The organism is Brevibacterium sp. ZH18 (assembly GCF_022748595.1).
Classification (GTDB): domain Bacteria; phylum Actinomycetota; class Actinomycetes; order Actinomycetales; family Brevibacteriaceae; genus Brevibacterium.
This window is the reverse complement of record NZ_JALDSX010000067.1, coordinates 1-15186: the sequence shown is the minus strand read 5'-3', so window position 1 is coordinate 15186 and position 15186 is coordinate 1. Positions and strand designations below refer to the sequence as shown.

12 protein-coding genes and 1 other RNA gene are annotated in these 15186 nt (G+C 60.2%); 7 read left to right on the top strand and 6 right to left on the bottom strand.

Annotated elements, in window-relative coordinates:
* Positions 1 to 344 precede the first annotated feature (344 nt).
* Genes MPN20_RS16115 through MPN20_RS16105 form a run of 3 tightly spaced genes read right to left on the bottom strand, consistent with a single transcriptional unit; the run spans position 345 to position 3429 of the window.
* Positions 345 to 1283, bottom strand: coding sequence for a type II secretion system F family protein (locus tag MPN20_RS16115; RefSeq protein ID WP_242783787.1), 939 nt, complete (start codon positions 1281 to 1283; stop codon positions 345 to 347).
* Positions 1280 to 2209 carry a type II secretion system F family protein gene (locus MPN20_RS16110; RefSeq protein WP_242783785.1) on the bottom strand — a complete coding sequence of 310 codons (930 nt, stop codon included), beginning with the start codon at positions 2207 to 2209 and terminating at the stop codon, positions 1280 to 1282. The genes MPN20_RS16115 and MPN20_RS16110 overlap by 4 nt, the downstream gene beginning before the upstream one ends.
* Positions 2206 to 3429, bottom strand: a complete 1224-nt coding sequence (locus MPN20_RS16105) for an ATPase, T2SS/T4P/T4SS family (RefSeq protein ID WP_242783784.1) — start codon at positions 3427 to 3429, stop codon at positions 2206 to 2208. Before MPN20_RS16105 ends, MPN20_RS16110 begins: the two co-directional genes overlap by 4 nt.
* Before the next feature lie 584 nt (positions 3430 to 4013).
* On the opposite strand from MPN20_RS16105, the gene MPN20_RS16100 reads away from it, so the two are divergent.
* From MPN20_RS16100 to ssrA, 7 genes are all read left to right on the top strand, one after another.
* A complete protein-coding gene (locus tag MPN20_RS16100; protein WP_242783783.1) occupies positions 4014 to 5240 on the top strand; it encodes a globin domain-containing protein in 1227 nt (408 codons plus the stop codon).
* Between the two features lie 159 nt (positions 5241 to 5399).
* Positions 5400 to 6518, top strand: coding sequence for a peptide chain release factor 2 (prfB, locus tag MPN20_RS16095; RefSeq protein WP_242783782.1), 1119 nt, complete (start codon positions 5400 to 5402; stop codon positions 6516 to 6518).
* Between the two features lie 172 nt (positions 6519 to 6690).
* Positions 6691 to 7380: a cell division ATP-binding protein FtsE gene (gene ftsE, locus MPN20_RS16090; RefSeq protein ID WP_242783781.1), complete on the top strand. Its 690-nt coding sequence runs from the start codon at positions 6691 to 6693 to the stop codon at positions 7378 to 7380.
* Positions 7377 to 8291, top strand: coding sequence for a permease-like cell division protein FtsX (gene ftsX, locus MPN20_RS16085; protein WP_242783780.1), 915 nt, complete (start codon positions 7377 to 7379; stop codon positions 8289 to 8291). Before ftsE ends, ftsX begins: the two co-directional genes overlap by 4 nt.
* 1 nt (position 8292) lies before the next feature.
* On the top strand, positions 8293 to 9522 hold the full coding sequence (locus MPN20_RS16080; RefSeq protein ID WP_242783778.1) for a M23 family metallopeptidase: 1230 nt from the start codon (positions 8293 to 8295) through the stop codon (positions 9520 to 9522).
* A gap of 164 nt (positions 9523 to 9686) precedes the next feature.
* Positions 9687 to 10157 (top strand): SsrA-binding protein SmpB, encoded by a 471-nt coding sequence (gene smpB / locus MPN20_RS16075; RefSeq protein WP_242783776.1) that lies wholly within the window; start codon positions 9687 to 9689, stop codon positions 10155 to 10157.
* Positions 10158 to 10311: 154 nt separating this feature from the next.
* Positions 10312 to 10688, top strand: a transfer-messenger RNA (tmRNA) gene (ssrA, locus tag MPN20_RS16070).
* Between the two features lie 265 nt (positions 10689 to 10953).
* Here ssrA and MPN20_RS16065 read toward each other — a convergent pair.
* The 3 genes from MPN20_RS16065 to MPN20_RS16055 form a co-directional block, all read right to left on the bottom strand.
* A complete protein-coding gene (locus MPN20_RS16065) occupies positions 10954 to 12387 on the bottom strand; it encodes a TIGR00366 family protein (RefSeq protein WP_278189990.1) in 1434 nt (477 codons plus the stop codon).
* A gap of 51 nt (positions 12388 to 12438) precedes the next feature.
* Positions 12439 to 13983, bottom strand: coding sequence for an AMP-binding protein (locus MPN20_RS16060; protein ID WP_242783775.1), 1545 nt, complete (start codon positions 13981 to 13983; stop codon positions 12439 to 12441).
* 128 nt (positions 13984 to 14111) lie between these two features.
* On the bottom strand, positions 14112 to 15186 hold a 1075-nt coding region (locus MPN20_RS16055), incomplete at its 5' end, for a helix-turn-helix domain-containing protein (RefSeq protein ID WP_242783774.1).

The following is a 15186-nucleotide window of genomic DNA, read 5'->3' as shown; positions in this document are numbered from 1 at the left end:
TCAAGTTACTCTATGCCCTATAGGCGACCGTGATAGTCCGGGCGCACACCGGCTGCGGACTGACAGGTGACTGTAGGTTCTATTCACGAGGGTGATCAGCACCCATCCGGGCACGTCGCCGCGGTCGGGCCGGTCGCCTCGGCGGTGGGGGTTTGGTGGTGTGAGTCCGACGATGAAGACCACGATTCGAGTCGTCAGGTGGTGGAACATGGTGTCTCCTTCTGCGGTGCATTCGAGTGGTGCTTCGGATCCGTTCGATCGGCGATGCCTGCCGAATCGGATGACTGTGTGCTGCGGCGGCAGTGCGCCCTCTCCCTCTTTCCCGTTGACGGATTCGATCCCATTCAGGGACTCAGATCGAGGACGGCAAGGGACGGGAAGACGGCGAAGATGACGGTCACCGGAAGCACGAAGACGACGACGGGAACGAGCATTCCGATTTCCTTCTTGCCCGAGAGCTCGAGGAGACGGCGACGCGACTGCTCGCGAACATCGGCGGCTTGGGCGCGGAGGACTTCGGCCAGCGGTGTGCCGCGCGTCATCGACACGGCCAAGCCGTCGACGAACTGCACGATCTCAGGGATGGCGATGCGTGTGGCCATCGAATCGAGGGCGCCGACGAGCGGCGTGCCTGTCCGGGTTGCCGACAGAGCTGATCGGAGCTCGTCGACGAGGTCACCCGAACATGTCCGGCAGACGCGTTCGAGAGCCTCGACGATGCCCTCACCAGCGGTGATGGACAGGGCCAGAAGCTCGGCGACGGTCGGGAACTCGGCCAGCACACGTGATTCGTGGCGGGCGACGGCTTGGCTCAGCCGCCAGTCGTTGAGAACGTGTCCGGCGACGCCGCCGCTGACGACAAGGACGAGGGTGACGACGGGGGAGAAACCGCGTTGGGCGGAGAGCAGGCCCGCCACACATCCAGCGGCGATCATCCCCAGAAGGATGCTCAGGACCTGATTGATCCGGAAGCGTTCGATCGAGGCATGTCCGCCGAGGCGGTTGAGGCGCTGGTTCAATGTGGCATCGGTGGTGATGCGGGACGTGATCCACAGGGTGGCGCTGAGCGTGACCGACTTCAGCAGTCCGAGCAGACCTTCGCTGCGGGGAGTCGGTGGTGCGTAGATGTCGACGAGCGACTCCTGGTCACGCAGGTAGGGGGAGATGCGCGACGACAGAGTCGGTCGCCGCAGGGGAGGCAGCGAGAGGACGAAGACGCAGAGTGCCGCCCCGTTGAAGGAGCCGAGGAGGAGAACGGTCAAGGGGTCCGTCAGTGCACTCATCCGGCCTCACCGACGTCGGGTCGGCGGTGGAACGAGGAGCGTGACAGCGATGATCCTTCGATGACCCGCGGCTCCTGTGGGAGTCGGCCGATCCGCTTCATGGCCTGATAGGCGAGCAGCGAGACGACGAATCCTGAGGCCAGGAGGAGTAGACCGGTCTGTGAGTTGTAGGCGACTGCGGTCTCGGGTCGAGTCGAGAGGAAGGCGAGCACGACCCACGGTGCGGCCACGGCCAGGCGCGCGCCGTTGACCGTCCACTGCTGCCTTGCGGAGAGTTCGTTGCGGGTGCGCGCATCATCGCGGACGAACTGGGCCAAGGCCCGCAGCATCGTGCCCAGGTCGCTGCCTCCGACTTGCCTGGTCACGCTGAGCGCAACGACGATGCGATCGGCCACCGGATCGGCACTGACCTGTCGGAAGCGTTCGAGAGCGATGGCGAATGAGCCGCTCGCCCGGTATTCCTCGGCGAAGACTTCGAACAGCGGTCGCAGAGGTTCTGGTCCGCGGTATGCCAGTGAGCTCAGTGCTTCTGGCAGAGACAGCCCGGCCCGGACTCCTGAGTTGAGATGATCGAGAGTCTCCGGCCACAGCTCCCGGCGCATGACCTGTTTGCTGCGCGCACGATGTTGGAGGAAGCGGTGGGGCAGCCATGACCCGAAGAGGCCGAAGCACAGGGCGATGGCCCACGAGCCGGTGAGGACGGTAGCGATGACCGCGACGATGATGAAGGCCGCGATCGAGATGAGGATGAGGTGGAGCGGGTGCATCCGGGGAAATCCGGCACCGGTGAGCATGTCGTCGAGCTCGCGGATCCATCGACTCCGGACGCGAGTGTTCGGCGTTCGCTGCCACAGCGACATCCACAGCAGGAACAGCCCCGCGCCCAGACAGGCACCGGTGAGAAGGCTGTACTGGGAATAGCTCATGTTGCTTCCAGAATGGAGTGCAGGTCTTTGCCGATGCTCGCGAATCGTTCGCCGAGGTGGCCGAATCCCTGTCCGCGCACCAGCTGACCCTGCGGCGAATGGAAGATCGTGTCGAGCTCGACGACGTCACCCTCGACTCCTCCCGGTACGGCGCAGATCTCGCTGACCAGTCGAGTTCCGTTGGCGGTGCGACGCAGGTGGACGACGACGTCGATGCTCACAGCGACGGTGGGAACGACGAAGGACGACGAGATGTTCGCCCCGGCCAGCAGCGGCAGAGTGCAGATCTTCGTGATCGCCGCTCGGGCGGAGTTCGCATGGATCGTGCCCATACCGGGCAGCCCGCTGTTGAGGGCTACGAGCAGGTCGAGGCTCTCTGCCTCACGAACCTCGCCGACGATGATGCGGGTCGGGCGCATGCGCAGCGCCTCTTTGACCAAGGACCGCAGAGTCACCTCACCTGTGCCCTCGAGCGAGGGCTGCCTGCACTGCATGGGAACCCAGTCGCGACTGGGCAGGTTGAGTTCGAAGACCTCTTCGCAGCTGATGATGCGCTCGCGGGCAGGGATCGATCCGGCCAGGGCGTTGAGCATCGTCGTCTTCCCTGCCTGCGTTGCGCCTGAGACGAGGACGTTCGCACCGCTGGCGACTGCTGCGTCGAGGAAGTCGGCGGCGGCCGACGTCATCGACCCCTGCGCCACAAGCCCAGCGAGGTTGCGGGGACGGTGGATGAATTTTCGAATGTTGACTGCGGGGTAGGAGCGCGTGATGTCGGGCAGGACCACGTGGAGACGGGATCCGTCGGGCAGCATCGCGTCGACGAAGGGCTGGGAAAGGTCGACTCTTCGGCCCGAGGTGCGCAGCATCCTCTCGATAAGATCGTCGAGCTCGCCGGGTGTCAGCTTCGTCGTCGTCAGCTGGTGGACGCCATCGATGGCGATGAAGACCTCACTGGGGGAGTTGATCCAAATCTCTTCGACCCGCGAATCATCGAAATAGTCCTGGAGAACTCCGAATCCGGAGAGCTGATTGTCAATTGTCCGAAAGGTCGCCTCTTTGTCTTCCAGCAACGGAAGGTCCGCCACGAGGCTGCGCTCGTCGTATTCGGAGATGACAGTGCGGATCAGTTCGCGCGAGCGTTGGACGTCGGTGCGCGGATCCACATCGAGGTCTCTGATCCTCTTGTGAACTTCGCTCTTGATGACCTCGGTGGCTTCCACATTGAATCCCTGGTTTACAGAACACGAATCACATTATCGACAGCTGGGTTTGCTTTTAACTTATCTGTAGTTAGTGGGATATGCCAGAGGTCAGAAGAATCTGTGGATAACTTGTCTCGGCGGTTCGGGGAATGTCAAAGATGTAGTTCTGCCAATGACATTCCGAAAAGGCGAGATGTGACTATGAGGCTTTCTGGCGGGAGTCGGCGCGCCTCGGGTTTCATGGGCTGTGTGAATGCGATGCCTGTTGTCCCATTGCGCTGACTGATAGTTGGGTATAGATTTTCCTCACTGCCACACAATTTCACTCAGTGTGTGCACCGGAAGCCGCGCCGCCGGCGGGATGACTTGATCTCCCGCCGGCGACGCTATTTTTCTGCCGTCGAGCCGGTCCTCGAAGGGGGCGCTGTGACTGCGCTGCGCAGGCTGGAGGCGTGTCCACGATTCGGTTTGATATTTCTCACCATTATGACTTGTAGAAATTATTCTACAGCGCGTAGTAGTGTCGAAAACGCCAACCAAACAGGCGACCTGGACAGGCCGTTTCAGCCACGTGGTGCAGGTGCGCCACGAAAGGGGCAGATGTGATTTCCCAACCCGCACTTTCAGTCATCCGCGAGACCCTGCCGGTAGTAGGAGCTTCGATCGGTGAGATCACCCCGATCTTCTATCGTCGGATGTTCGATGCTCGTCCGGACCTCGAGCGTGACCTGTTCAACCGCGGCAACCAGGCGCAGGGCGAGCAGCAGAAGGCACTGGCCGGTGCGATCGCCGCCTATGCGAGCTTGCTTGTGTCCGAGGACGGTCCGAACATCGACGCCATGATGAGTCGTATCTCGAACAAGCACGCTTCGCTGGGGATCACCGAAGACCAGTACGCGATCGTCTACGAGCACCTCTTCGCCGCCATCGGCGAGGTTCTCGGCGAAGCGGCGACGCGGGACGTCGTCGATGCCTGGACCGAGGTCTACTGGGACATGGCGGCCGCGCTCATCAAAGCCGAGGAGGGACTCTATGCTCGCTTCGAGGTGGATCCGGGAGACGTGTGGCGCGAGCTTGTGGTTGTCTCCCGCACGCAGGAATCACCGAGCACGGTCAGCTTCGAACTCGCCCGCGAGGATCGTGCAGTTCTGCCCGAGGCGCAGCCCGGCCAGTACCTGTCCGTCCAGGTGACGCTTCCCGACGGTGCCCAACAGATCCGCCAGTACTCTCTGACCCGCGCATCGGGCAGGACCTCGTGGAGCGTGACGGTCAAGGCCGAGCCCGGCCGCGCCGAGTCCGGAATTCCCGCCGGCGAGGTCTCGAACTTCATCCATGACAACGTCTTCGAATCCGACACTCTGCGGTGCTCGCTGCCCTACGGCGACCTCGTCGTCGAAGACTCCGAGGATCCGCTGCTGCTGGTCTCGGCAGGCATCGGATGCACTCCGATCATCGGAGCGCTCAACCACTTGGTTCAGTCTGAATCGACCCGATCGGTCACGGTCCTCCACGCCGACCAGTCCATGGCCAGTCACGCGCATCGCCACGAGATGGCGCAGCTGGCCGAACAGCTGCCCGGCGCACAGATGCACCACTGGTACGAAGACTTGGGTGCACGCACCGTCACCGAGACCATCCATGAGGGCTTCATCGACCTCGGCGAGGTTCCCGTCGACCCGAGGGCGCAGGTTTACCTCTGCGGTCCTCCTCCATTCATGAAGGCGGTACGACGTGGACTCGAGGGACTCGACGTCCCTGAGGGCAATGTGCACTTCGAGGTCTTCGGCCCCGACACCTGGGCGGCCATGCCGGAGGCCGTCCCCGCCTGATCTGCCGGGTCGAACTCGCTCTGTATGACAGGGTCGAACTCACCCCGAACCATCGCCGAGGCGGTCCGGAATTCCGTACCGCCTCGGCGTTTGTCATGGGGTTGGGTGGAGGCGCAGGATTCAAGCTCGCGGCCTGCGATGCACTAGGCTGGCATCATTATGGCCACTGATTATTCTTCTGAAATCGCCAACCTCCGTCAGACTTACAAGTCGATTCTCGACGTGTCCGATCTGGACAACCTCCGCTCCGAGGTCGCCGAGCTGACTGAGCGGGCGTCGTCGCCGACTTTCTGGGACGATCCGGATTCGGCGCAGAAGACATCGGCCAAGCTTGCCCACAAGCAGGGGACTCTCGAGAAGCTCGAGAAGTTCGGCGAACGCATCGACGATGCCGAGCTGCTCATCGAGATGTCTGAGGACGAGGGCGACGCCGATTCGATGGCCGAAGCCGAACGCGACATCAAGAAGCTGCATGACCAGCTCGCCGAGCTCGAGATCTCGACCCTGCTCAACCATGAATACGATGAGCGCTCCGCTGTCGTGACCGTGCGCTCCGGTGCCGGTGGCGACGACGCGACCGACTGGGCGCAGATGCTCATCCGCATGTACATCCGCTGGGGCGAGAACCGCGGGTACAACGTGCAGCAGCTCGACACCTCCTACGCTGAAGGTGCGGGCGTCAAGTCTGCAACGATCCAGGTCAACGCCCCCTACGCGTACGGAACACTGTCCGTCGAAGCGGGCACCCACCGCCTCGTGCGCATCAGCCCGTTCGACAATCAGGGGCGCCGTCAGACATCCTTCGCCGCCGTCGAGGTGGTCCCGCTCATCGAGTCGACCGACCACGTCGAGGTCGACGAGAACGATCTGCGCATCGACGTCTACCGGTCTTCAGGCCCTGGTGGTCAGTCGGTGAACACGACGGACTCGGCCGTGCGCATCACGCACGTGCCCACCGGCGTCGTCGTGAGCATGCAGAACGAGAAATCACAGATTCAGAACCGTGAAGCCGCGATGCGCGTGCTCCAGTCACGACTGCTCGACCTCAAGCGCAAGGAAGAGGCAGCGCAGAAGAAGGAGCTGGCCGGCGACATCAAGGCCAGTTGGGGCGACCAGATGCGCTCCTACGTCACCCACCCGTACCAGATGGTCAAGGACCTGCGCACCGGCTACGAGGTCAACAACCCCTCGGCAGTCTTCGACGGCGATCTCGACGGACTCATCGAAGCCGGAATCCGCTGGCGCAAAGAGCAGGAGATGGCCGAAGAGGCGGAGTGATCCTTCAACTGTGTCCGCGGATGCTGGGCGGGTAGGAGTCCTTGGCTCCAGCCTCGGCGGCTGTGAACTTCCTCCAATGCGCAACACACGCCCGAGAGCCTCCCCGAACATCACGGAACTGTTACGTACAGTGGAAGCGCCCGAGCAATCCGCGACATGATTGAAGACCCTCTTGATCAAATTCGACTCCGTTTCGAAGTCCTACGACGCACGATCCCGCAAAGCCCTCGACGACATCACGTTCGAGGCCGATCGCGGCGAATTCGTGTTCCTGGTCGGAGCTTCGGGCTCGGGCAAGTCCACGGTCATCCGTCTCATCCTGCGTGAAGAGGTGCCCAGCTCCGGGCGCATCCACATTGCCGGCAAGTCGGTCGTGAAGATGCCCAGCTGGAAGGTGCCCTACCTGCGGCGGGGGATCGGAACCGTGTTCCAGGACTTCCGTCTGCTGCCGAACAAGACGGTCTTCGCCAATGTCGCGTTCGCGCTCCAAGTCATCGGCAAGTCACGCGCGGCCATGTCGACGCTGGTCCCCGACGTCCTGGAGACCGTGGGTCTGGCCGGCAAAGAGAAGCGCTATCCCAACGAACTCTCCGGTGGTGAGCAGCAGCGCGTGGCGATCGCCCGCGCGGTCGTGAACAAACCGGGCATCCTCCTCGCCGATGAGCCGACGGGTAACCTCGACCCGACCACCAGCGCCGACATCATGTCGGTGCTCGAAAAGATCAACCGCAACGGAACCACGGTGCTCATGGCCACTCACGATGGTGAAATCGTCAACCGCATGCGCAAACGGGTCATCGAACTCTCCGATGGCCATATCGTCCGCGACGTCGAGCAGGGCACCTACGGAGTCGCCTCATGAGGGCCGGATTCGTCCTCTCCGAAGTCTGGTCCGGGCTGCGGAAGAACTTCTCGATGGTGCTCTCCGTCGTGCTGGTGACCTTCGTGTCGCTGCTCTTCGTCGGTGCCGCGATCCTGCTCCAGATGCAGGTCGGACAGATGAAGGACTACTGGTACGACCGTGTGCAGGTCTCTGTCTTCCTCTGCCCGCAGGACTCTGAGGCGACGAACTGCGTCGACGGCGAGGCGAACGACACTCAGAAGAAGAACATCGAAGACGAACTCAAGAGTTCGGAACTCGCGCCCTACGTCGACAAGGTCTACTTCGAGGACAAGGGCGAAGCGTTCGACCATTTCCAGGAGCAGTTCAAAGGTACGAGCCTCGAGGGGACCGTGCCCGAGGACGAGATGAACGAGTCATTCCGGGTCAAGCTCAAGGACGCGGAAAAGTACGACATCATCAAGGAGTCCTTCTCCTCGACGCCGGGCGTCGAGGAAGTCGTTGATCAGAACCAGCTGCTCGATCGGCTGTTCGGTGTCCTCAACATCGCCACGGTGGTCGCGGTTGCGATCGCCGGCATCATGCTCGTGTGCGCCATGCTGCTCATCGCGACGACGATCAGGCTGTCCGCGTTCTCCCGCAGACGCGAGACCGGGATCATGCGCCTGGTGGGTGCATCGAACTCCTTCATCCAACTGCCGTTCCTCCTCGAGGGTGTCATCGCCGCAGCGATCGGTGCGTCCTTGTCGGCCGGCACACTGGGACTCCTCGTGCACTTCGGCATCAGCGGCTGGCTCCAAAGTCAGGCGACCGGCTTCAGTCTGATCTCCGGGCTCGACGTGCTTCTCGTGGCCCCGATCCTCATCGCCATCGGCGTGATCATGGCTGGTGCCTCCTCACTCATCACTTTGAACAAGTACACGAAGGTCTGACATGAGACACAGACTTCCCTTAGCGCTGACCGCGGCTGCACTTGCCATCATCATGCCGGTCACCTCGGTGGCGGCGAATCCCCGCGACGACAAGAGCAAGGTCGACGACCGGGTCAAGGAGCTGCAGCAGGAGTTCGAGGGCCTCGATAAGGACCTCGCCCGGGTCATCGCCGAACGCGATGATGCCCAGGAGAGGCTGCCTGACGCGGAGAAGGCGTCGAAGCAGGCGGACGATGCCCTGTCTGAGGCCATCCAGAAGGATGATGCCATGGCTGCGCGGCTGACCTCGGCGGAGAACGCGCAGACGGATCTCAAGTCGTCGATCAAGGACGGCGCCGAGGAGATCGAGAAGCACAAGACCTCGGCGGCACGGATCGGCCGGCAGGCCTATCAGAACTCCGGCATCACCTCGGACCTGGCGATGCTGCTGCAGATGGCCGAAGGTACGAGCGCCGACGGTGGCATCGGACGCGTGGATTCCGCGGTGAGGTCGCAGCAGCGCACGATCGATGATCTGTCCGCCCAGCGTTCGGTGAACAAGAACAACGAAGAGCGTCTGTCCGGTGTCACCGACGAGATCTCCGATCTCAAGGATGAGGCCGCCGAGGCGGTGCTGGCCAAGGAGGCCGCGCAGACTGATGCGCGGAAGAAGGCCGACAGCCTCAATGACATCATCTCGGCGAAGGACGATGCCGAGAAGACGATCTCGGACAACAAGTCCAAGACCGAGAAGCAGCTGCAGGAGGAGAAGGACGAGCAGGACCGGCTGGCCAAGAAAGTCCGGGACTGGGAGAAGGAGCAGGAGAAGAAGGGCAAGTTCGTCTACGGCGACGGCGTCCTGGCCAATCCTGCCAAGGGCTATCCCATCACCTCGCCCTTCGGCTACCGGATCCACCCGATCACCGGGGCGAAGAAGCTGCACTCAGGAACGGACTTCGGGGTTCCGTGTGGGACTCCGATCCGCGCGGCTGGCGACGGCATCGTCGTGACCTCGGGCTGGACCGGTGGCTACGGCAACCGTGTGGTCATCTCGCACGGCAAGATCAAAGGCAATTCGATCGCGTCGACCTACAACCACAACACGAAGCTCAGGGTCCACGACGGCCAGAAGGTGAAGAAGGGGCAGGTCATCTCGGTCTCGGGAACGACCGGCGCCTCCACCGGATGCCACCTGCACTTCGAGATCATGAAGAACGGCGGATACGTCAACCCGATGCCCTACATCTCCTGAGCACCTCGCCGAGGCCGTCCGCCGGAGATCGTTGACATGGTCTTTCGTACGCAGTGAGTTTGAGCTAGAGTAGTGGGTCTGCGTGTCCGCGCAGATGGACGCCCGTTCTGGGCGTCATCAGTGGTCGGACGCAGCCGAGACCAGATACAGGAAGGAGGTCGGAGATGCCGAAGGACACTGGCAAGAAAGTCATTGCGAGGAACCGCAAGGCACGCCACGACTATCTCATCGAAGATACGTGGGAGGCCGGCCTCGTGCTGAGCGGGACCGAGGTGAAGTCACTGCGAGAAGGCAGGGCGTCGCTGATCGACGGTTTCGCTCTGATCTTCCAGAACGAGGCCTGGCTTGAGGGCGTCTACATTCCCGAGTACTCGCAGGGAACGTGGACGAACCACACGGCCAGGCGGCGTCGGAAGCTGCTTCTGCACCGTGAGGAGATCCTCAAGATCTCGCAGAAGGTGAAGGAGTCCGGACGGACACTGATTCCCTTGGAGCTGTATTTCGACGGTTCGCGGGTCAAGGTCGAGATCGCTCTGGCTAAGGGCAAGCGCGAATGGGACAAGCGTCAGTCGCTGCGTGAGGCGCAGGACAAGCGTGAGGCCGAGCGAGCAATCAAGTCCAAGCAGTTCCTCTGAGACTGTTCCTCTGACACCAGAGAACCGACTGAGTTCCCGTCCTCGGGAATGCAATTGGGTCGTGTGGTGTTGTGGGAGTATGCTGGTTATTCCGGTCGGTGCATGAGCCTGTTTGCGCAGGTGAGTGAGCTGGGCGGATTTGGTAACAGAATATGGGGATGATCGGTTTCGACGTCGGACACTGCGACGGGAGAAGCGGGCCGAGAATGTAGAGTCAACTCGTTAATGTCCTCTGCAAAACAATAGGTGCTAAGTCTAATAACCGCACCGATTTCGCCCTCGCTGCCTGATTAGGCCGAGCTGCGAATCCGTCAGTCTAGAGTTGCTTCCACTCTAGGTCCTGGCGTCGCTTAGGGAGCCACTGCTTCAGATATTCGTTGAGGGTATCTGAGGGACTTTTACTCAACTCCGTTCGTTGGTCCATGTGTTCGTGCAAGGGCCAGAACCTAAGAAACTACTTCACGAACTGCGCCCGGAGAAGTCCTGACAATCTGCCGACGGACGCGGGTTCGATTCCCGCCATCTCCACGATAAAGCCCTGGGTTCCTTGAGAATCCGGGGCTTTTTCTTTGTTCTAGGAGCATTGCGCACAGGCGACCGTATCTGACGGAAGAGTTGCCACGAAAGGTCGTTGTTGGCCGCAGCAAGAGTTTTTGAGTTTTTGGGGCATGAACTCTGCGCGGGCATTTCCAATTGGTCACATAATGGCCTTCGGCACCGAAGGTGTTCACCTCGGTGCCGAAGGCCATCGTCATATCCATTGAACAATCGTTCACGCCGGGAATACCGATCGTTGCTAGGACCCGATTGCTGCCATGACCAAGAAGTAGGCGCCGACGACTCCGATCATGATCAGAACTGGGGGCACCGTGTACCCGACGACCTCGCCGAATTTCATTTTGAAGTTCGCTAGATACGGCAATGCGAAGAACGGAATGAGCAGATTGAATACGGCATCTCCCATCTGGTAAGCCTGCATCACCAAACTCAAATCTGCGTGAAGATCGAGAGTTGTGGGGATGATATAGGGAGCTTCGATGACGAATTTCGAGCCGCCCGATGGAACCGCGATATTGAGTAGTCCGGAGTAGAGGAAGGCGACGATGGGCCAGGATGTTGCCGTTGAGATCGCAGTGAAGGCATGTGAGATCACGACGCCGAGCCCAGTCGCGCTGATGAGGCCGAAGATTCCTGCATAGAACGGGAACTGCAAAATGAATCCCCATGTTCCTGCGATGCCCTCTTTTACGAGGCCGGCATAGTATTCGGGACCCTGGTTGGCGCACAGCAGTATTCCCAATGATAGGAATAGAAAGTTGTACGCATTGAGGTCAAGGCCGGCAATTCCTGTCGCAGCTATATTCAAAACACTGTAGATGAGCCCAACCCCGCCGATGACGTACATGACGATCCGGCTGGCGTTTGCTCGTTGCGCAGGCGTGTCTCGCTGGACGATGGCTGCGGACGCCCCTGCTTCGATTTCCTCGTAGACGGATTCGTCGACTTGTTTCATCTTTGCGGGGTCTTTTGGGTGCATCATGAGCATGAACACAACACCGACGATCATGCAGAGGATGAGGAGAAGAGCGAAGCCCGGCCGGACTACTGTGTCCGTCAACGGCACAGACACGGGGGTGCCTTCGGTATGTGTCTTGGGTACGAGTTCACGCAGGTAGTTGGGAGTGGCTGCGTAGAGGACGGCGGCTCCGGACATGCCTGCAGCTCCAGGAACCATGCACATGAAGAGAGTCGCGACGAGTACAGGGGCGTGGATCTTGATTCCCCTCTTCTTCGATTCGGCGAGGAGCTCCTTCCCGAGCACGATTCCGCCCATCATGCCCAGGCCCCAGTGGACGAAACCGAGCAGACTGGCAACGACAGTCGCGAGAATTATGACCTGAGATCGGTTTTTCGGCAGCCTGGCCACCCTGGTCAGCAATCGCTTGGCAGGTGGTGAGGTCGCCACTGCATTGCCCGTAGCAAGAAGAACGGTCATCTGCATAGTGAACTCAAGGAGACTCCAGAACGACTCCGTCCACGACGTGACCAGGGTGACTTTGCTCGAATCCGTCGACCAGATTGGTGTTCCAGTGAGGAAGAAGGCGAGTGTTCCGACGATAATGGTCAGTGCTAGACAGATGACGAATGAGTCAGGCATCCAGCGGATGAACCAGGCGAGGTATCTGTCGAGAAATCGTGGCTTCTGCTGAAGACTCGTCGTTGAGCTCATATTTCTGTTTCTCCTTGGTCTATTGGGCGAGGTGTTTGGGAGCTGAAGAAATCAGCGAGGATCGCAGTGTTCGTGGCGCAGCTTCTTCTTGTTGATCTTTCCGACCGCTGTCGTTGGCAGGGACTCGGTGAAATGAACGTATTTCGGTCTCTTGTAGCTGGAGAGTATGTCGCGTGAGGCCCTTATGACGTCTTCTGGGGTCGTTGCTGCTGTTGCCGGAACGACGTAGGCAGTGACCGCTTCGCCCCAGTCCGGGTGTGGAGTCCCGACCACGGCGACCTCTCTGACTTCATCCAACGTTGAAAGAGCCTGTTCAACTTCACTGGCGTAAACGTTGAGTCCGCCCGTGATGATCATGTCCTTCTTGCGATCGACGAGGTACAGATATCCGTCCGCATCGAGGTAGCCCAGATCGCCGGTATGCAACCAACCCTCTCGAAGGGTTTCAGCGGTCGCGTCGGGTCTGTTCCAATATCTGTCCATGACGTAGGGGGAGCTGCCGATGACTTCGCCGATTTCATTCGGGTCGCAATCCGTACCGTCCTCGCGTACGGTGCGAACCGCCGCCATCAGCACACTTTGCCCGCAACTTCGGAGTCTTTCCGGGAATTTGTCGATATCGTGGTCGTGGCGTCGCAGACGGGTGAGGAAGTTGGGTGCCTCGGTCTGACCGTACAGCTGCATGAAAACTGGTCCGAATATACGCAGCCCTTGACGCAGACGCTCCTCGGAGATGGGGGACGCTCCGTAGAGTATCGTCTTAAGCGAACCGGGATTGAAATCGATGCGTTCATCGACAGCATCGAGAAGGCGGTTGATCATGGTTGGAACCATGAAGAGGTAAGTGACCTCACTCCTGTCGACCTTGGCGAGCGTGGTGTTCAGATCGAACTGGCGCATTATTTCCACCGTGGCGCCCTGCAAGAGCGCGGTGAGTGCGAGGACCCCGGCACTATGCGGAAGTGGTGAGGACAGCAGTAGGTGGTCATCCGACGTGATCTCGGTTTCGATGACGTGCGAAAGCAGGTTCTCAACGACTCCGCGTTGAAGATGGACGACGCCTTTTGGCTGACCTGTCGTGCCACCGGTGTACATGATCAGCGCAAGGCCGTCTGCCTGGACTGCTGGTAGGCAATTTGCAGGAGACGGTCTACTGCTGTCAATGTCTTTTGACGTAACGACGAACTGTTTGTCATCAGAGGCCTCGACCACAATAGCCTTGGGCCCGGTGCCATCTTCGTTCAGATCTGACAGTGACTGCTGACGAGCTGCTGTGGTCAGCACAACTCCGGCACCTGAGTCGGAAAGGATGAATGAGGTTTCGGCGTCTGACAGCATCAGATTGATCGGCACTTTGGCTGCGCCGATTGCGATGATTGCTAGGTCAGCGATCAGGTACTCGGCACTGTTCTCGAGCATGATGGCGACGGTATCTCCCGGCCCGATCCCGGAATCGAGAAGTAGATCAGCAACCGTGAGGGCAGCATCGTGAAGCTCACGATAGGACCATGTCATACCGTCTGCGATCACAGCTTGGCGGTTTCCGTACTTCTTGATTGCTGGAAACACCAGATCTCGGGTGACTTCAAGCTGCATCTTCTTGGGCCTCTTCTCTCCATCGAGTTGAACATGGCACACACCACATGTCTCGCTAGACTGCCGTAGTCACAGCGTTCCTGCTATGTGAAAGTTCTACAGACTTGGACGTCGGTTATGTCACTGCTTCACGGTCGAGGGGAAGGCTCGGTGAGCGCAGCGAGGACTGAAGCCATTCGAACTGCCGTCTCAGCGCGGTAGCGGTCATCAGCGTGATCGAATCTGATATCGAGCAACTTCTCTATGCGGGTGATGCGGTTGCGCACAGTGTTGTAGTGCAGGAGCAGCTCCGAAGCGGTGTTGCCCAGATGCCGGTCGTTCGACAGATAGGACCTAATCGTTGCCATGTACCGGGTTCCTCGGCGCTCATCGTGGTCAAGAATCGGGCCGAAGGTGTCCTGAACTGTTGCTCTGAGCTGAGAATGAGGCATATTCGCCAGACCCTGCAACCCCAGGGAGCGAGCACTTGCTACGCCATCGCAACCGGTGCGAAGATCCGATTGACCGATGGAGCATGCCACCTGCGCCTCATCGTAGGAGAGCGAAATATCATGCAGCAGATTTGAATGTCGCCCGATGCCGGCAATGAATGACCGATGCGCGCCGCTGTCGATCTCTTTTCCAGCCTTCCGCCGACGGCTCTCCTCCCGGTTCAGCAGTTCTGTCATCTGTGGTTCCAGACGTTCGCCGGATCGAGCGCCGCCGATGACGACGACGATAGATGAGCCGCGATGATCGACGAGCGACTGCGGGAAGGTAGTTCGCAAGTCCTCATGGAAACGCTCGGAAAGGTGGTCTCTCGCGATTCGCGATTCGATGACCACAACCTGTGCGCCATCAGCAAGTTGAGGGCACCCAATGAACGAGAGACGTCTCCTGAGGTGGCTAGCATCGGTGAATCGGCCCGTCAGCAGACTTTCCAGCAGATCGCCGCCAAGTTCTTCCATGGTCGCTTCACGTTCGCTCAGCCGAAGCAGCTGAAGGCGAAGGGAGTTGAGAGCGAGTCGCACCGGCGGGTCCGCAGAGGAAGATTGCTCATCCACGCTGAGTAGCCTGATCGATAGTTTGCTGCCGGGGCCCAGCTCGTAGGATTGCCACGCGCCCTTGCAGCTAGGGCGTGTCTCCTTTATTGACCATTCCAGGACTGGCACGGTGGAGACGTGACTACACAGCAACGACACCGAGTCTTCACTGATGAGCAGT

What these genes read in the sequence shown, in the direction of transcription:
- MPN20_RS16115 (WP_242783787.1), bottom strand. Translation starts at nt 1,283, where the DNA reads ATGAGTGCACTGACGGACCCCTTGACCGTTCTCCTCCTCGGCTCCTTC.
- MPN20_RS16110 (WP_242783785.1), bottom strand. Translation starts at nt 2,209, where the DNA reads ATGAGCTATTCCCAGTACAGCCTTCTCACCGGTGCCTGTCTGGGCGCG.
- prfB (WP_242783782.1), top strand. Translation starts at nt 5,400, where the DNA reads ATGGCCACTGATTATTCTTCTGAAATCGCCAACCTCCGTCAGACTTAC.
- ftsX (WP_242783780.1), top strand. Translation starts at nt 7,377, where the DNA reads ATGAGGGCCGGATTCGTCCTCTCCGAAGTCTGGTCCGGGCTGCGGAAG.
- MPN20_RS16080 (WP_242783778.1), top strand. Translation starts at nt 8,293, where the DNA reads ATGAGACACAGACTTCCCTTAGCGCTGACCGCGGCTGCACTTGCCATC.
- smpB (WP_242783776.1), top strand. Translation starts at nt 9,687, where the DNA reads ATGCCGAAGGACACTGGCAAGAAAGTCATTGCGAGGAACCGCAAGGCA.
- MPN20_RS16065 (WP_278189990.1), bottom strand. Translation starts at nt 12,387, where the DNA reads ATGAGCTCAACGACGAGTCTTCAGCAGAAGCCACGATTTCTCGACAGA.
- MPN20_RS16060 (WP_242783775.1), bottom strand. Translation starts at nt 13,983, where the DNA reads ATGCAGCTTGAAGTCACCCGAGATCTGGTGTTTCCAGCAATCAAGAAG.